We start from the raw sequence: 19,186 nt of genomic DNA, 5'->3' as shown, positions 1-19,186 counted from the left end.
TCTAATGGTAAATTTCAATAACACTTGCTTCATTTAATAATGAAAGCACCTCGTCTTTTTGAACTTCTATTCCCCCTTCTCGATAAGGGTTTTCTTCAAACTTAAACGGAACTTCTTGACCATCGATAACTATTTTCGCTGACTGATTTGGATAAAATTTATATGTGACAGGTTTATCAAACAATTGGTAAGTTAGTGTTAAACCAGACAATTTTTCTGGTAACATGGGATCAAAAACCACACTTTGGGCCTTTTGCCGAATCCCTAAAACAGCTGTAATTAATTGATTTAAATAAATTCCCGGCCCGCTTGAATAAATTCGCCAACCACCTTTTACCCCAATACTTCCATCTTTTAGTTTACCAAAATTTTCTTGTGATTCATACCTTGTTTTAAAATCGCCATCGGAACTACTAAAATAGGCATTGGCTTGGCGTAACTCTGCATTGTGTACCACTTCTTTTAATTGAACTGGATTGATTTGCATTAATGCTTGCCAGGTTTTGTCTCGCTGACCAATTTTCGCCATCGCTTCTGTATAGCGAATGTGCGCATGAACATACTGTAAGCCAATTTCGCGACCAAAATTAGCCGCCTGTTCTGCTCGTTTAAAATTAGTGCTCACACCGCCTCGATAGTTCGCTGGTTTGTTCATTAAGCGCACGCCATCAGGAAACGTTAATTCTTTTTCAATAATTTCTAAATGATGACTTACTTGTTCCGGTGTTAATAATTCAGCTAACATACTACGAGTCATTGGCAATAATCGATATTGAATTCCTGTTTTTTGGTCATTTGGGTGAATCATTTGTTCAAAAGTTTCTGGCGTTTCCATATAAATAAACCCTGGAATCGTTTCATCCGCCAACATATATTTTTGAAAATCGTTCTTTATTCCTGCGACTAAAATTGTTAAGTGCTGACTATAAGTAGCATCGATTTCCGTAATTAAAGCCGCAAATTTTTTCAACACTTGATACGTTAAGGCAACGGTCCAACTACTAGCCATTTGCTCTTTAAGACGATTATCATAAGGTTGTAACGTGTCATCCCAATCGCCGTCACCGTAACAGGATAGAAAAGTTTCTGGTAAAAAATGTTGTTCAATATAATTTATTTCTTTTTTCAAATGTTCAAATAAAGATGCTGTTTCTTTTGTTTTGTGATTATCTTTGCGACTTGTATAAGGGATTTCCGTAGCTAAGATTGAATAATCTGCAGTTTGTTCCAAATAATCAGTCACTACTTTCAATGGCCAGACGATAATATCGCCATGGCTTTCACTGGCTTTTTGTTCTTCGTATCGGTCAAACATAAACCATTGCGGCCAGTTGCCATCGTCCTCAAATTGATTTTCAAATAGATGCTGAATAATGGAGGCCACGATCTTAGGCTGTTGCGTCGCAAAGAAAAATTCTGTCGGTCCTTGCGACACATCTCGTGTGCCCCAAGCTGCTCCACCATATTGTTCTAAGCCATGTGGCGACAAATAATGAACGAGCATATTATGAGTATACCAACGAGTTAATTGATTCATTTGCTGCACACTTGAGTCTGTGTGTGTTAACTCAAAATGATGCAACAAGCCATTAATGAATGCCAAATATTGACTTTCTGCTTTTTCAAAATCTAATGGTGTATTAACTAATGCTTGGTCCTCTATACTGCCCGTAATAAGTAGTGAAAATTTTTGGGTCTTTTCGATTGCCAAGACTAATAAGTCCGCTTCAGCTCCACCAAATAATGTGCTATCGGTTACTTGAAATGATTTATCAACTGTCAATGCATAGGTTAGTTCTGGGTAATAATTTTCTGTAGCAGAATGATTTCCCGTCACTCGAAGCGTTTTGCCAGCTTGTTCTAATTGATAGGTTGGTACTTCTTCCGGTCCTAATAACAAATGGTTAGAAACAGCCCACATATATACATCCTTTTGACTGGTCACTTCCAATTGAATCACTCTTGAATCAGGCGAAGTGAAAGTGCGTACACGAATTGTATCCTTTGGCAACTTATAATACCAAGTAGCAGAGTTCAACCCCATTTCAAAAGCAGAAGGCATTGTTAGTAAGCGCCATAAGCCATTCTCTAAAATGTAGATTCGTTGACCAGAGCGTTTCATAACGTTTAAAGCGTTTCGGCTATTACTCATTAATTTGTTCATGGTCGTATTTCCTAAAACTACTTGTGAATTGAAAATGCCATACATATACACTGTCGTACTAAGCAAAGGTTCATCAACCGTTAAGCCTTTACCACTTAATAAAATGTGGCCATGCGCTCTTTCCATGGCAATTTCTTTTTCTTGAAGAACAACATGATGGTAATTTTCCGTGAAAAAGGAATACGTCTGACCTCCTACTTTTTCAATTTGTGTCTGAAGGGGATAAAGTGCGGCCAATTCTTCTTCTGTTAATGGATTTCCTGTGATAGGTTCTCCTAAAAGTTTCGGAGGATAGTCCTGTGTTCCTTCTAATGAATCGAATGTCACAGTTTCATAAATAGCTTGTAAGGCTTCTTTCGATAAAAAAGGTTCAGCTAATGCTTGCGGATGTGTTTCTGTTACCGCACCATAAAAAACAAATTCCTTACTTTCATTCGTTAATTGGACGGCTTCCGTTTGTAAAGCGGTGTAAGCAAATTCATATTGATAGACTTCATTTGCTAAATATCTTTTCCCCAATGCTTCTGGTGTGTTTGTTTGTTTAAATGAACGTCCGAAAAATTGATAGCCGTCCGTTGAGTAGCCTACTAATTTTTGAAAACTCCCTTGAATAAGGGCTGGAAACTTCTCATTTTGCGGTTGATTTTGTCTTGATAAAACAACAAGCTCTTCGCCCTCTTGCCAAATGTGATGATCAAGATACTGCGACACATACGCTTCATTTGACTGAACGGCTCCTTTGGTCGCTAAGCCAATATCTTGACCATAAACAATATCTACTAAACCAGTTCCAGTGACATTAACCCGCCAGAACCATTGATTGCTTGGTCCCAAACGAAAGTCAACTTGGTAACGAACCGCTTCAAATTCGCCCCGCCACGTCAATTGGTTATCTGAAAGATAAAAATCACTTTGACTGTTGGAACCAATCATTGGTCGATAATTAATTGTGTCCCCTGTAATTATCCGCAAATAGAGTTGGTTCATACTGCCGTCTAAAGGATTACCTTCTAATTGATTAATCATCATGCCACAGCTACTCAATTCTTTTAAATCACCTGTCTCTAGAAATGTAGCGACTGTGTCTGCTTGCTTAAGCTTCTTTATCTGCATAACTTATCCTTCCCATCTTATTCATTTAACGTGACTGTTGCGGTTTGTACATCGCGACTATTTCCACCAATCATTACGATAAATTCACCTGCATCACTGGTTACCTGATTGTCTGAATGAACATAGCGCACCATATCCTCTGAAAGAAGAAACTGAACTTCTTTTTCTTCCTTTGGTTCCAGCCAAACTTTTTGAAAATCTTTTAACTCTTTAATTGGGCGAACCACTTGTCCCACCAAATCACGTACATAAAATTGCACGGTTTCCTCTCCAGCGATTGGACTGTCATTTCTTACTAAAACAGAGACCGTGACTGGTTCTTCTTTGGTAAATGTTAATGCACTTAGTTGAATTGGTTGATAAGAGAAATGACTATAACTTAAGCCAAATCCAAAGGGATATTTAGCGTAATTAGAGACATCTAAATATTTAGAAACATATTTTTCTTCTGGTGCTGACTCATAAGGACGCCCAGTATTGTCGACATTGTAAAAAATTGGCACTTGACCAACCGTTTCTGGAAACGACATACTTAAACGACCACTTGGATTGTACTCTCCCCACAAAATTTCTGCTAGCGCATTGCCCCCTTCTGTTCCAGGTTGCCAAGCTTGCACAATTCCTTTTGCAACATCTATCCCTTGTAAATCTAAGGGCCGGCCACTGTAGACCGTGACAACAACATTGGGATTTTTCTCAATAATTTGTGCCACTACTGCTAATTGTTTTTCGGGTAGACGAATATCACTGCGGCTGGCAGCTTCCCCACTCATCCAATCTGTTTCGCCTAGTGCCACTACTACTTTATCTGCTTGACTAGCTAATGTTAAAGCCTCTTCAATGGCCGCCACGGTCGGTTCAAAGTAATCAAAGGGTTCTTGGGCAACTAGGAGATTTGTAGTTAATTTTTGGGCACCAGCCACGAGGGAAATGGCTTCTTCTTTCTTTCCTTGCCATGACCAAGCCCCTAAAATATCTTGTGATTGGGCCCCTGGGCCGACAAGCGCGATTTTTTCTTGCGGCGTAAAAGGCAAAATATTTTCATTTTTTAAAAGAACCATTGATTTTTGAGCAATCTTTTTAGCTATTTCTCGATGTTCTTTGCTTAAAATCACTTCTGCTTCCGCTTGTTCATCCGCACCACGATAGGGATTTTCAAATAAGCCTAGCTCATTTTTTAGTTTTAAAATTCGCATAACTGCTTCATCAATAAGTGTTTCAGCAATCCGGCATTCTTCAAGTAATTCTTTTAAATAATCTGGATAACACGTGGTCATCATTTCAATATCTACACCAGCTTTGATAGCCAATTCTGCTGCCTCTTTTTCATCTTTGGCAACGCCATGAGGAATTAATTCTTTAATCGCTCCCCAGTCTGAAATCACAACTCCTTCAAACCCAAATTCATTTCGTAATACGTCTCTAAACAGCCATTGGTTGCCTGTAGCAGGAATCCCATCCACTGTATTGAAGGACGTCATGACAAGTTTTGCACCCGCATCTAATCCAGCTTTATAGCCAGGTAAATACATTTCTCTTAGCTGCCGTTCAGACATATCTACCGTATTATAATCCCGACCAGCTAAGGCACCACCATATGCCGCAAAGTGCTTCACGCACGCGGCTACTCGCCAATTGTCCTCTTTTAAATTTTCTCCTTGGTAACCTCTAACCATTGCAGCAGCTAAGCGACTGTTGAGTAATGGATCTTCACCTGTTGACTCCATGACACGTCCCCAACGTGGATCGCGCACTAAATCAACCATTGGTGAAAAGGTTACATGTAATCCTGAAACAGCAGCTTCTTTTGCTGAAATCTCCGCCATTTTTTCAACCGCTGCTTCATCCCAAGTGCTTCCTAAAGCCAAAGGAATCGGAAAGATGGTTCTGAAACCATGAATAATATCCGCCATTAAAAGTGTTGGAATATTTAATCGATGATTTTGCATATATTCTTTTTGAACACGTTTTGCTTCGTTTGCACCAGAAACACCCAGTGTTGTCCCCGCCGTATCAATCGTTTCTTGACTTAGTCCTAACTCTGACATAGGGCCGGTCTTTTCTTCTGCTTTATCTGAATAAAACGCTGCTGCTAATTGTAATAATTGATTAATTTTCTCATCAATCGTCATTTCTTCGACTAATTGAATCAGTTGATTTTCTTTCATACTCTCACCTTTCTTCAATACATACTTCTGCTTCTAAAGGAAAATGGTCGGAGGGAAAACGTCCATCGATACTATCTGTTAAACTTGCGGTTTGCTGTACTTGCCAACCTTTTACATAAATATAATCAATTTCTTCTAATTCCGCCCAAGGTTTTGTGTAAGTAAAATTTTGAAATGTTCCTCTTGGGCCATAATGAGTAGCTAAATTTTTGCTATCTTGAAATTTTTTTTGAACAAGTTGATGAACCTCTTCCCCCGACTCTGCATTAAAATCGCCCATTAATAAAGTTGGATACTGTGCAATTTTGTCATGTAACTCCTCTAAGATAACGGTCATTCCTGCTAAACGAGCATGAGCTGAAATATGATCCAAGTGAACATTGATGACTAAAAAAGGCGTATTTTGAGTCGTTTCCTTAAATAGTCCCCACAAAGCAATTCTTGGACAGCCAGCTTCAGGATGGATACTTGGCTGCTGAGGTGTTTCAGATAACCAAAAATACCCTGTATCAATAGCCTGAATTTTTTGTTCGTTATAGAGAATCGCTAGTCCTTCTCCTTGACCATCCCCTTCTCTTTCCGCAGAAAGACAGGTGAATGTTGTATACGCCTTTAAATCCCTGACTTGATTCGGTCGTACTTCTTGAATACAACAAAGGCTCCAATCATGAAAATTGATTAACTGACAAACAGCCTCTTTACGAAAAGACCATTGCCAATCTTGGTCATACTCTGTATCTACCCGGACATTATACGTAGCTATTTTCATTTTTAACCTCCTGCAATAGTTGTTGAATTTGACGCATTTCACGACGGATCTGGGTTGTTTCACCGCCACCATGACCTTTTTTCCAATATACTCTGACTGCTTTTCTTGCCTTTATCTGATGATAAGAAGGGAAAAAATCTTTCATTGGACATATCGGATCGTGACTCCCAACAGAAGCAAAGACTGGATTTTTAATTTGCGAAACAAAGTGACGACTATCAAAATAAGGAAGAACCGCGGCAATTTTTTCATGCGCTTGAGGATGCTCTTGTAAGTACTGATGAATAATTTGATACGAACCCGTTCCTTCTGCTACTCGATTTTCTAAACAAGAATGACTTGGAACATCTGCAAAAGTAGCTAAAATCGGGAAGTCGACTAAACTGTTCACCATTAACACTACGCCACCCCCTTGGGAACCACCACGAAGAATGATTTGGTCCTGATTAATTTCAGTAAAGGTACGCACCACTTCTACGCTACGTAAATGGTCGGCAAACAAGCGGCGTTGGTACCAATCTTCTTTGTCTAGAAATCCTCGTCCCATTGGTGCTTCATGCCAAATTGTTTGATATGGCACGCGATCTTTGGTTAATCCCCCTTGACCTCGATTATCAATGACAAAACAAGCACAACCAATTTGTGTCCAATGAGCAAATTGCCAAGGTTCTTGAATATGATTCATATAGCCTAAACAGTCAATCACTATTGGCTGTTTCCCCGCCGTTTTAGGAAGTAACAAATAGCCAAAGATGCGCTCACCTAGGAAACTTAAAAAGTCGACCTGTTCCACTTGAACATTTTCCAATGGATAGTCAATGACCCGCCGATGGATATCTAGCGGTATTTTTTGAAGTTCTTCCTTGGTCTTTTGCCAAAACTCAAAATACTCATTCATGTTCCACACCTAACACTTTCTGAAAAAACGCAACTTGAAGAAAAGCCGTTGTCCCGAATCCTAACGCAATATATAAAAACAAATTAAGCTTATAGAAAAAAACAAACGTTAAAAGAGGTAAAATAAACAAAATAATCGCATTTGCACTATTACTTAAGACCACATAAACCGTCTCACCTAGTGTCTTTTTAACGGACCAATTAAAAACGGAAAAGAGAAAAAGAAAACTCGTCAAAAATAATGCAACAAAACTTAATAGAAAAATAGCTAAGAAACCTAAACTAGTGGCTATTTTAAATAAACTTGTTACGACAATACCGCCCAGTAAAAAAGCAACGAACAAGACACCTGTTAAAATAAAACCTCGCATGATATTAGTTTTTAACGCTGTCCAAAACGTTCGTAAAACAGGAATATCTTTTTCACGATACAAACGATAGATCGTTCGATACAACGCAATTAAGCCGACACCGCTAAAGATGCCTGTTATACAGGTAATTAAAAAGAGAAAATTAATAATGATCAAGTTGGCAATAAAAGAAAAAATCCGATAATACCAACCTTCATATGCAAATAGCTTATTCATATTAAAAGAGAAAAGCGGATTTCTCGTTGCTTTATCCGCTTTTCTCTCCTCCTCTCTTACTTAAGTTTGTCTCTGTTTTCCGCCATTTTCTCAGATTTTATTTTTTCAATTGCATCCCATTTATTTGATTTTAAGAATGCTTTGTAGTCTTCTAAAGATTTGTCAAAGGCTGTATCATCTTTCGCACGAATCATTGAAATAACGGTTGTATTTAGTTTGGTTTCAATCGCTTCATTCGCCCGAGCTTCCGGCGTTCCCGCATCTGGATTAATATTTTCAATTACGAAATGTGGGACTAATTTTCTTTTGCCCCATTCTTGCATTTGCGTTAAAGCACTTTCCATTGGCACTTTTAGTTTATTAACACGGTCATTGTTAAAGTATAGGAAACGACTAATGCCATATTTTTTGTTATAGGCATCATTGTCTGTTTGTTCTAATTTTTTCACTTCTGGTAAATAATCAATTTTTCCTTGATCATTGTACGCATAAGTAACTCCTTCAACGCCATATTTTGTTAAAATTTGTCCCGGTTCATCAATTAAATATGTGAACAGTTGAGTGACTTTCGCTGGATCTTTCGCATCTTTCGTAATGTAATTACTTAACCAACCTGAAATGCCGGTTTGATTTAATGTTGGTTTTCGGCCAGAAGTGCTACTTGGTCCATCAATGGCTATATAACGTGTGCCAGATTTTTTCATAAATTCTGTGAAGTTCCCACCTTGACCACTGGTTCCGGCAACGAGCATGGTTGCATAATTTCCTTGTTTCACTTTTTCATCAAACGTCGCCCCATCATCTGTGAAGCTATCATCACTAATATTGCCTGCTCGGTAAACATCATTAAATGTTTTTAACCATTCTAAGTATTCTTTATCTAAATTTCGATCATAGTATTTACCATTTTTATCCTCTAAAGGAACACCTAAGAAGTCTTGTAATTTGTCTAAAAATGGTCCTGCACCATCGCCCACTGTGGTGAAGCCCATTGGGGTCATCTCAGGATATTTTTCTTTAATCTGTTGCATGACTTTTTCAAAATTTTCTGGTGTTGAAACGTCTGGCTTGCCTAATGCATTATAGACATCTTCACGAATAACAAAATTATCATTTACTGGGATATTTCCACTTTCATAATCCGCTTTTGTATTAGAGTAATTAGGGTAACCATATGTTTTTCCATCCTCTAAGGCATACCATTTAAACGTATCTTGGTTAACAACTTTCATTAAATAGGGGTCATATTTTTTAGCTAAATCGTTTAAAGAATAGGCCCAAGAATCTGCTTTCAATGCTGCTTGTCCAGTTTTTTCAGTTAATGTCACGATATCAGGCATATCTCCACTTGAAATCATGGCATTTAATTTTGAATCATCGCCGGAAATAAATTCAATATCCACATTTAAGTCTTTTTTAATCTGCGCAGTGGTCACGTCTTTTCCAAAAGGCAGCGCCGTCCAATCTGAGTTAATATACCATTTAATCTTGGTCGGTTCTTTCTTCTTATCTAACTTCCAAGCAGGCGTCTTTTCATCTAATTCATACCGATCCTTAATTGAGACATCTGAGCTAGCTTTCTTTTCCCCACCGCTACAGGCCGCTAAACTAACGACCGCCGTTGCCACCAATAAACCGCCTAAAACTTTTTTCATATTGTTCCCTACTTTCTTTATTCTTTTACTGCACCGGCCATCATACCGCCGATAAAGTGTTTTTGTAGTAATGGATAAATGATTAAAATTGGTATCGTTGTAATGACAATTGTTGCCAGCTGAACACCACGTGTCGTTGCCTGCACCACCATATCTGTACTGCCGCTCTCTGTCATGGTACTCAAGTTGGATTGAACAATAATTTCATAAATTTTCATCTGCAATGGATACAGATATTCTTTGGTAATATATAATTTCGTGGTCATAAAGTCATTCCATTGACCAACCCCATTAAATAAAATAATGGTGGCTAATGCCGGTTTTGTTAAAGGTAAAAAGATTTTATAAAAAATTTGAAACTCACTGGCGCCGTCTATTTTGGCGGATTCTTCTAAAGATGGTGGAATTTCTCGGAAAAAGTTCATTAAGATAACTACATCATAATAGCTAAATAAAGCTGGAATGATATATACCCAGAAGGTATCTAAGAGTCCTAATGACTTAATCAAAAGATACGTGGGAATCATGCCCCCACCAAAGTACATTGTAATAACACCCATCGTTGTATAAATGTTACGCCCGACTAGTCTAGATTTACTAAGTCCATAGGCGACAATCGCACAGAACAGTGTATGCGTCGACGCACCGATGACTGTTTTTAAAACAGAAATCAAAAACGCTCGCGGAATGCTACTATCCGAAAAAACTTTCCGATAATTTTCTAGCGTAAATCCTTTCGGCCATAAAACCAAGCCTTTACCGGCTAAACCCGAACTTGACGAAACTGAGGAAACTAAAATATTCCAAATTGGCACGATAATTAATAAAGAAAACAACACAAGAATTAACGTATTGAAAAAGTAAAACCATTTGTTTTCTTTTGATTTTCTTTTAATCACAGCTGTTGCCTCCTTTATAAAATAACCGACCGACCATTGTTCATTTTTCTAGTAATGCGATCTGTAATGACTAATAAAACAATTGAAATAACAGAAATCCCTAAACCAACTGCCGTCGCATAAGAAAAGTCCCCTTGCGTTAGCCCCATACGATAAACAAATGAATTAATTACTTCTGATTTGTTTTGGTTTTGAGCATTCATTAAAACCAACGTTTGATCTAAGTTCGATCCCAATAAACCGCTAACATTTAGAATTAAGTTCAACGAAATAATCGGCGCTAATAAGGGCAAAGTAATCGTTCGGATTTGTGTTAATTTTGAAGCACCATCAATTCTCGCCGCTTCATAAAACGTTGGATCAATACGAGACATACCAGCAAGATAGAGAATCGTGCCCCAACCTACTTCTTTCCACAAATCAGAAAGAACAGCAATCCACCAATACTTATCAGGATCTAACAAATGATTGACGCCCTGATTCATTAAGCCTAACGACATCATGACTTGGTTGATAAAGCCATTTGTTGAAAGCCACGAAATCAACATCCCGCCTAAAACGATCCAAGAAAAAAAGTGCGGAATATAAGAAATCGTCTGAATCACTTTTTTTAAATGTCCATCTCTCATTTCAAAAATCATTACCGCTAAGATAATCGGAATAGCGAATCCTAAAAAAAGTTTCATTAAACTAATCGCTAAGGTATTACGAACTGCTTCCCAAAAAAAACTATCTTCCATAATGATTCGAAAATTTTCAAGTCCAACCCATGGTGCAGAAGAAACCGTATCAACAATCGTATAATTTTTAAAAGCAATGATAATTCCATAAATTGGAATGTAGTTAAAGACAATCATGAATGCTACACCCGGAAGTACCATCCAATGCAATTGCCGCTGATCATAAAACTTTTTTAGTTTTTTCATAAGCAGGGTTCCTTTCTTTTTAGTGAAACGTTTCTACAAACAGATTATACATTCACTTCAAACAGTTGTAAACCCTTACATTATGGTTTTATTTAAAAATAACAGCATTAAAAAGCGCTATAGACCATTTATAAAGAAATTGTTTTCCCTGTTTCTTTTTCCATAAAAATACTCTTTTCTAGATATTTTAAAGCATTTTATAGAAACGTTTCACCAAAATATGAACATCTTTTTCTTAAAAATAATTCTGTTAAATAACAGAAAAAGTCTGGTCGGATTGACCAGACTTTTTAAATATAGATAGTAAAATGTGTAATTTCAGGGATCACCCCAAAACGGGCATGAATGGCGGTCGTTCCTAAGCCTGTATTAACATATAGTTGCGTTTCTTGGTCCAACTGATACAATCCTCTGGTATACTTTTCTGCTAAAACATTTGTGATTGGATAAAAAGGAATCCAAATTTGTCCGCCATGGCTATGTCCTGCTAAAACTAACTGTGTACCCGTACCAATAAATGCATCCGCGACATCTGGTTCATGGGTCATTAATAACGCATAGTCATACGTTTCTCGATAGGATAATGTTTCTGAAACGGAAGGATTTCCTAATAATGAGTCATCTAAACCACCAATAAAAAGACGGCGTCCATCTGCTAGGGTTACTGTTTCTCCTTGGTTTTTCATAACGGTAAAGCCACTGGCCTCCATGACTTCATCATACACCGCAGAAGCACCGCCACCATAATCATGATTTCCCCAAACTGCATATTTTCCAATTGTCGCTTGTAACTGTTTTAACTTTTCAATCATCGGTTCTTTTTGTTGCGGATTTTTGGCATAATTGTCAAATAAATCACCTGTAAAAACGATAATATCTGGTTTTTCACGATTGACTTTTTTTATGACTTTATCTAACCGCTTCGTCTCATAAAATTCTGAAACTTGTATATCCGAAAGTTGCACAACATTCAATGGTTCTCGTTGATTTTTCTTTCCCAAAGTCACCTGATTAACGTGAACTAAATTCGGCTCAATCTTCCACGCATAGATTGGGAGTGCGATAATTAAGAAAAAAAATAAGAGCATTATACTTAAACCAATTTTTTTAACCACATCACTCGCTCCTTTCTTTTCTTTGATTTCCGAAGACTTAGTATAGAGAAAAATCTTCTTAACCACAATCTAAAACAAAGGAAATTAAGGCTTTGTTAAACAACCTAAAGAATTTCCACAATCTCTTATCCTTTTCTTAGCTTTTTTATAAAAAAAGCTAGATAATTTCATCTGTCGATGAAATTATCTAGCTAGAACATTCTTCTCTTAATGATGATGTTTTCGAAACGTTTGATAACCAATTAAGCAAAATAAAATCCCCAATAAAATCATTCCAGTTACTGAAAATAAGCCTGCTAACATCTTTCGCATCCTCTCTGTTGCTAAACTTCCTTATTTGTAGTCACTATTTCTTGTTGTAAAATTGGTTGAAATAGACGACGTTCTGCTAATTTTCTTGCTAAAATTGCTTCACTTTTTTTCGTAAAGATACCTAAGTTATGGCGCTTGCCTTTCAAAGAGATATAAGCCAGCCATTTCCCAGAAGCGGTCTGGCTCACTCCTTTGTGTCCACTGCTATTATTTTTGGGGCGTTTACTTTGTAACTTCCCTGGAATTACGCCAGCAACTCTTTGTCGGTAATCCTTCTTTTTACGATGACCGCAACTTTTGGTATGGCCATTCAACAAATTTTCACAGCGAACCCAGCAAGATTGTCCGCACGAACACAGACAATACGCTTTCATTGTCTGTTGAATACTTTCGATCCGTACCACGACTAATTCATGATAGTTTTTTTTCAACATTGTTTGATAGCGATGGTGCGCACATTTCGTTCGATACCCACGAATTAGTTGTCTTCTTGAAGCTTCTGCATAGCTCCCACAAGAACAGCGACAGGCCCAAACAATTAGCCCTTCTTTTCTTTTTGCCGTTGGTGCTACTACTGTCAACTCACCAAACTTTTGACCAGTTAAGTCTTTATAGTTACCTGCTTGTCTCAATTGACTATCCTTCGTATTCTTGTTCTCGCCACATTTCGATTGGGTCTCTCTCATAGTGCTCATTTTTCTGAGTCTCTCCCTTTCTTAGTTCTCTGACCACCTCAGCAAATACTTGCCAATCTTTTGTTTCCGGCAAATGACGCCATGTCAATTGACGACACCGTACTTTCGAACTATAAAAATCGGACAAATACAAATCGGTTTCTAAGGTTAATTTGTGATCAATCATGACATCCATATAATTGAAAGAAGCAATAATTTTTGCAATAAAGCGGTTATAATCCTCCCCACCAGAAAAATCAACAAATACATGAATCGTTTTTTCAATTGCGCAAAAAGACCGATCATTTAACAAACAAAACATAAAATCATAGTATAGATGCACGCGTTCATACATTAAAAATCGTTTTTGATACAGCGACTCTGTCTTTTGTATAAAACCATCTAATGCGCGATGAATTTGAGGAAACCGCTCTTCAAAGAAACTGCTCTGCTTGGCGGGAATAAATGCAGCCACTGAAAAGTATAGGCGGTCCCAGCGATAACAAATCAACTTTAATTTTTCTTTTGTTTCCACCGTAATTCGCTTTTCAAAGAAAGGAATAACACTATTCATATGATCAATAAATTCGTCTAACATGGTTAACTTATCTGGAAAAACAATCGGACTATCAATGTATTCATTTAAACTTAAAAAAAGAAAAATATATGAAGTCTCTTTGCCAAAATCCTCTTTAAAAAGAGGGGTTTCGCTTGTATAAATTTTTTCAAACGCATGCTGTAAACAGCTAGGCACATGAACTTCCGTAAAAGAGTCCACTACATGATCAGAAAATACACGAAAACGTTGGATCGTTAAAAGAATAAATAGTTGTGCGCTTTGATTAAGACTAAACGTTCTTTGATACATCAGTTGTAAATCGTTTATAAATCGTTTAATGCCAGGACTATTTTCCATCAAAATGTTAGGCAGCCTTTCTTGATTACTTCCATAAAAATAATACAAGCATTGAAAACAAAAACTTCGGATATTTTTCTCTTCTCCAACCAAGCCTGTTGACTTTAATTTAATACGCCAATTAGCTAAAATCAGATTTAGCTTATACGAGAAGGCATAAATTTTGCTTTTGCTCATAAAATGAATTTGAGAAAATTCTTGAATCGTGTGCTTTTGATAGAGGCCCACATCAAGAAGCAACTTGGCCATTAGTGATTGATCAAAATAATATTTTCTTAAGGCTTGATAATCAATTTGCGATAATTTTTGCGCACTAATCAGTCCTTTAGCTGGAAAAAGAATTTGACTCCTTGAAGAAATCTGTGTACATTCATAATTTATTTGACGGCACAACGATTCTAACTTTTGAGTGGATAAATCAAAATATCCATAAAATTCTTCTTTTAATAATGGACCTTCACTATTCATAAAAGTTTGATAAATAAGTAATTTATCTCGGAATTCTTGGTCTAATAATTCATCTAACAAAGTAGTCACATTTTCAACTCCAAACTATCACGCCTTAAGTATCTATTTTTTTAACAAGACGTGAGTGTCAATCTTGCTTATTTTTTCCACAAATTTAAAAATGATTCTTTCAATATTTAGGAATCTTCATAGAAAAGTATTATTTTAACCAAAAAAAGCCCCCTTGCGTCACCAAGGAGGCTTTTTTTGTTATTTTTTTACTTTAAATTTAAAGAAAAGCTGATTTGTTTGACTAATTTTCTGTTTCTTTTCTAGCCTATTCGTCAAAAATGATTGAAACTTTTGGTTCGTCTTCTATACTATCTTCCTATAAAATTCTTACTCTTTTAAGTATCAGCTTCTGTCAATAAAAGTCCTCATTTGGCATTGCTAATCTGAATACAGTATGACTACTTGTTGCCGCTATTTTTTGCTGTTATTTTACTCTTTAATTGAAGCGCTAGAAACGCTGTCAACTGTTGGCTTTTCGGTCGCTGACTCTTCTTCATGGACTGATGCACTTGATACACTATCTGCCGTTTCTGGCGCTTCTTTTTTGGAGGCACCACTAACTGCATCGACGTTTTTTCCACCGACTAATTCTTGCCCAGTTTGTTTTAAATACCAATCAACAATTGGTTTAAAGTCTAAAATATACTCATTAATTCCCGCGTAATTTCCATTATCATCATACATCGCTTGATAATTATGCACTACATAGGTATCTGGTCCGTGCATTGGAACATGAACGCGAATAGCATCTGTTTTTCCTGACCGTAATTGTTGAATCACCCATTCTACATTTTTCAATGCTTTTGGCGGATGGCAATTCGCTAATGGATTACCAACTTGTCCTGGTTGCCGTTTAGCAAACATTTCTTCAGCAGCCATTTTTTTATTGTAATATAAAAATTGATTGTTACTGTCTGCATAAGTCAATTCCATTGGCATTGATTTTAAGAAATAATTTAGCTGATCTACGGTTAAAATGCCTCGATCTAATTTTACGTATGTGTCGCCTTCCACAGCCTGAACCGCTTCTGCTGCTTGTTCTACCCAATCATCTGCTGCCATATCAACCCCTTCGATCGTTGTTTCAATGGTTCCTTTTGCATGTAAATCTTCAGGTAAGTCTTTTGGCTTAGCCCCTTCTAATTTTGAAATCACATCAATGAATTCGACGAATTTTTGTAATGTGCTTTCTAAAAATTGACGTGTTCCCTCCGCAATTAAGTTGCCGTTTTCATCAAATGCTTCTTTAGCTTTTCCTAATAAAAACTCGTTTCCAGGCATCACGATTGCATTGACACCAGGTGCATCAAGAATTTGACGGAGATGTAATTGCGCACGTGAGGTTCCTTGATCATAATAAGAGCAACCAACAATCATTACTGGTTTATTTTCCAGCGGATGAATTTTGAAAGATAACCATTCTAACACACTTTTCAAACCGGCAGGAATGGTATGGTTATGTTCGGGCGTCGCAATAATTACGCCGTCTGCTTGTAAAATTTTGCGATTCATATTCTGAATCAAGACACTGTTCGTTTGATCCTTACTTTGATTAAACATTGGAATATCTTTAATTTCTAAAATTTCCAAGTCGAACATTTTATAAAACTCTTTGCCAATATATTGCAGTAGTAACCGATTATAAGAAGAATCAGCGTTTGATCCGACGATCCCAATTAATTTCATTTTATTCACTCCATTTCGTTAAATCGTTTCCCATGAGAAATTTTCTGCTTCTTTTTTATTTTGCGCATGCGCATGTTTCAGCTGTTCTGTAATTTCAATAAATACACAAAAATCTGCAAACAAACCAGCTAGTTTATCTATTTGTTCTGAATCTTTTAACGCATTGTTTTCATCAAAAGCTTGTAAGGAATGCGCTAATAGAAATTCAGAGCTTGGCATAATTCGTGCTTTCAATTCAGGAGCATCTAAAATTTGACGTAGATGCGCTTGTGCTCTAGAGGAACCTAACGTGCCATAGGATGCACCAGTAATCATAACTGGTTTATCAACAAACGGAAAAATCCCGTAAGATAACCAACTTAGGGCATTCATCAAAGAAGCCGGCACCGCATGGTCATATTCAGGCGTACTGATAATGACGCCATCTGCTGCTTCAATTTTTTCAGCAACCGTTTTAACTATTTCTGGCAAAACTTTGTCTTCTGGCTTGTTAAACATAGGAAAGTCAACAATTTCAACTAGTTCAATGTCAGCCTCCTGCGCAAAATAGTGTTGCATAAATTGCAAAAGTTGACGATTGGTTGATTGCTCTGAGTTCGTTCCTACTAAGCCGATAATTTTTTTCATAATGAGCTGTCCTTTCTTTTTCGGTTCTATGAATGGATAATGTGAAGAGTATCTGCTAACCCGCTGCTATATAAAATTTGCTGGTCTTGTGTAATGATGACTCCTTCAATTCCATCTAGTTGATTGAGGATTTCAAGCGCTGCTGGAATTGGATAACCAAATAAACGCGTTGTCCAAATCTCACCATCCACTGAAGCATCCGAGATAATTGTGAGGCTGGCCATTTCAGTTTCCAATGGGTAACCGGTTGTCGGATCCAACAGATGGTGATAGACTCGCCCAGCTTCGGTTAAACTTCTTTCATAAATGCCCGACGTCACAACCGATTGATTAGCCACTTCGACAAGTAAGCTGATTGTTTCTCTGGATTCTTGCGGATTGCGAATACCAATTCGCCATTTTTTGTTTTGATGCGTAGAGGGCCCCAACGTCACAATATTGCCGCCCAGATTAATCAAAGCAGACGTCACATGGACTTCTTTCAAATAGGTAATTAGTAAATCAGCGATATAGCCTTTTGCTAAAGCCCCCAGATCTAATTTCATTCCTTCTTCTTCCAAAAAAACCGTTTGTTTTAAGGGATTTAAGTGAATCTTTTCTGGATTAATTTTTTTCAAACAGGCTTTAATTTCCTCTTCTGACGGGACACGGGCATCTTTAAAACCGATTCGCCATGTTTGAACTAACGGGCCAATGGTAACATTCAAATGACTAGCTGGATCACAACTATGTTTTTTCCCTAATGCAATTAATTGATACAACTCTGGATGAACGCTAACTGATTTTTGCCCAGCTTGTTGATTGACAGCCATCAGTTCCGAAGTTGAATCATTTGCACTAAAGCGTTGTTCATAAGTGATCAATCGTCGATGCACTTCTTCTAGAATTTTTTCAGGTTCTTCATGGTCTACAAATACATCTATTACTGTGCCCATCAAATAAATAGTTTGACTTTGTTGCACCTCAAGACTTCCTCTCCACGAAAGATTGTGTTTTATTTCACATTTATTCACAAATGAATCATACGCCTTTATTTGATGTCAGTCAAGTCGTTTATATATTTTTTTATATAAAATAACGACCTTAAAATTTTCATTTAAGGTCGTAACGTGTCTTGAACTCTTTTAAAAAACGCTTTTTTTATTATATTTTGAAAATAAATATATAATTTTCTATATAAACTAATTTCCCTTAGATAAAATTGTTTCTTTCAATGTTTGAATTGCTTCCAACAAGATGCGATTTTTATTGATTTTTGCATACGCGCGGGCATCTTGTAGTAGTTCTAAAATTTGCTCTTGCGGCTTTTCTTCAGCTAAGGCATTTTTCGCAAGCTGGAAAGCTGCTCTTGCCAAGTAATACGTGACGTGATTATCAGAACAGATGGAAATCGCATACTCTAACAAAGCATCACTTGTTTCTAAATCGCCTTTTTCTGCATAAAAAACACCACAGTGAAAGACAACATTTAATACTCGCCAAGTATCTTCCATTGATTGAATAGTATAAAGATAAATTTCCTTGAAGACCTTATTGAAATAAAATTCGGCTTTCTCAATTTCGCCTTCTTTGGCATAGGCCATGCCAATTCCAGTAAAAGCTAACAAACGGTAAATATCGCTCGTGTATTTTTGCTCTTCAAACAGAAGTTTTTCAAAGGTAAATAAGCAATCCATCAACGAAGCATTTTGAAAAATCATGACAAAGCCTTGTAAATAATAATATTCTAATAACAGTTGGGAATCTTTGATTTCATCAAAAGGAATATTTTTTAAAATTGTTTGCAATTGATCATGTTCGCTGGTAATCAAGAAGAATTCTGCTTCTTCCATTTTTTCAAGAATTTCAGGTTGTTTAATCCCTACGCGCGGGAAGAGTTCCCCCAAAGGTAGCTCTAAACGATTACATAGTTGGATCAATATTTTTAAAGTTGGGACTTGACCATTCTTTTCAAAGCGACTAACCGTAACTTGCGTACAAATCCCTTTAGCTAATTCACTTTGCGACAAACCACGTGCTTTGCGTTTTTCTATAAACCGTTGTATATTCATTGCTTTTCCTCTCATTCTCATCTTCTCAAACTTACTATAATACAACTTACCTTAAAAATATATATAGAAAAAGAAAAATGTTTATAACAAAAAAGAACACAGACAACT

The 19,186-nt window shown here is 36.9% G+C and carries 15 protein-coding genes; all 15 read right to left on the bottom strand.

Annotated features, from left to right (window positions below):
- Position 1: 1 nt before the first annotated feature.
- The 15 genes from IGL37_RS04855 to IGL37_RS04785 all read right to left on the bottom strand — a co-directional run bounded on the left by IGL37_RS04855 (position 2) and on the right by IGL37_RS04785 (position 19,099).
- Positions 2–3,277, bottom strand: coding sequence for a GH36-type glycosyl hydrolase domain-containing protein (locus IGL37_RS04855; protein WP_016627165.1), 3,276 nt, complete (start codon positions 3,275–3,277; stop codon positions 2–4).
- A 17-nt stretch (positions 3,278–3,294) separates the two neighbouring features.
- Positions 3,295–5,445, bottom strand: a complete 2,151-nt coding sequence (locus IGL37_RS04850; RefSeq protein WP_033591876.1) for a glycoside hydrolase family 3 N-terminal domain-containing protein — start codon at positions 5,443–5,445, stop codon at positions 3,295–3,297.
- A gap of 4 nt (positions 5,446–5,449) precedes the next feature.
- Positions 5,450–6,214, bottom strand: coding sequence for an endonuclease/exonuclease/phosphatase family protein (locus IGL37_RS04845; protein ID WP_002357896.1), 765 nt, complete (start codon positions 6,212–6,214; stop codon positions 5,450–5,452).
- Positions 6,195–7,112 (bottom strand): acetylxylan esterase, encoded by a 918-nt coding sequence (locus IGL37_RS04840; protein WP_002382200.1) that lies wholly within the window; start codon positions 7,110–7,112, stop codon positions 6,195–6,197. The genes IGL37_RS04845 and IGL37_RS04840 overlap by 20 nt, the downstream gene beginning before the upstream one ends.
- Positions 7,105–7,698, bottom strand: coding sequence for a DUF624 domain-containing protein (locus IGL37_RS04835; protein WP_016627167.1), 594 nt, complete (start codon positions 7,696–7,698; stop codon positions 7,105–7,107). Before IGL37_RS04835 ends, IGL37_RS04840 begins: the two co-directional genes overlap by 8 nt.
- 56 nt (positions 7,699–7,754) lie before the next feature.
- On the bottom strand, positions 7,755–9,353 hold the full coding sequence (locus tag IGL37_RS04830; RefSeq protein ID WP_033918051.1) for a sugar ABC transporter substrate-binding protein: 1,599 nt from the start codon (positions 9,351–9,353) through the stop codon (positions 7,755–7,757).
- 17 nt (positions 9,354–9,370) lie between these two features.
- On the bottom strand, positions 9,371–10,252 hold the full coding sequence (locus IGL37_RS04825) for a carbohydrate ABC transporter permease (protein WP_002357901.1): 882 nt from the start codon (positions 10,250–10,252) through the stop codon (positions 9,371–9,373).
- 14 nt (positions 10,253–10,266) lie between these two features.
- Positions 10,267–11,178 carry an ABC transporter permease gene (locus IGL37_RS04820; protein WP_002382199.1) on the bottom strand — a complete coding sequence of 304 codons (912 nt, stop codon included), beginning with the start codon at positions 11,176–11,178 and terminating at the stop codon, positions 10,267–10,269.
- 290 nt (positions 11,179–11,468) lie between these two features.
- Entirely contained in the window at positions 11,469–12,359 is an 891-nt protein-coding gene (locus IGL37_RS04815; RefSeq protein ID WP_002402044.1) for a metallophosphoesterase, read from the bottom strand.
- Positions 12,360–12,616: 257 nt separating this feature from the next.
- A complete protein-coding gene (locus tag IGL37_RS04810) occupies positions 12,617–13,291 on the bottom strand; it encodes an AP endonuclease (RefSeq protein ID WP_016627168.1) in 675 nt (224 codons plus the stop codon).
- On the bottom strand, positions 13,242–14,732 hold the full coding sequence (locus IGL37_RS04805) for a helix-turn-helix domain-containing protein (protein ID WP_016627169.1): 1,491 nt from the start codon (positions 14,730–14,732) through the stop codon (positions 13,242–13,244). Before IGL37_RS04805 ends, IGL37_RS04810 begins: the two co-directional genes overlap by 50 nt.
- A 411-nt stretch (positions 14,733–15,143) precedes the next feature.
- Complete coding sequence (locus IGL37_RS04800) at positions 15,144–16,400, bottom strand: NADPH-dependent oxidoreductase (protein ID WP_002360528.1); 1,257 nt, start codon at positions 16,398–16,400, stop codon at positions 15,144–15,146.
- An 18-nt stretch (positions 16,401–16,418) separates the two neighbouring features.
- Complete coding sequence (locus tag IGL37_RS04795) at positions 16,419–17,027, bottom strand: NADPH-dependent FMN reductase (protein WP_002357907.1); 609 nt, start codon at positions 17,025–17,027, stop codon at positions 16,419–16,421.
- A 26-nt stretch (positions 17,028–17,053) separates the two neighbouring features.
- Positions 17,054–17,989, bottom strand: coding sequence for an FAD:protein FMN transferase (locus IGL37_RS04790; RefSeq protein WP_080296916.1), 936 nt, complete (start codon positions 17,987–17,989; stop codon positions 17,054–17,056).
- Positions 17,990–18,208: 219 nt separating this feature from the next.
- Positions 18,209–19,099, bottom strand: coding sequence for a helix-turn-helix domain-containing protein (locus tag IGL37_RS04785; RefSeq protein WP_002399965.1), 891 nt, complete (start codon positions 19,097–19,099; stop codon positions 18,209–18,211).
- Positions 19,100–19,186 lie beyond the last annotated feature (87 nt).

The sequence above is a fragment of the Enterococcus sp. AZ119 genome (genome assembly GCF_050546175.1).
Lineage (GTDB): Bacteria > Bacillota > Bacilli > Lactobacillales > Enterococcaceae > Enterococcus > Enterococcus faecalis.
Note: the sequence above shows the minus strand (reverse complement) of the source record. Positions and strands in the feature narration are given on the sequence as shown.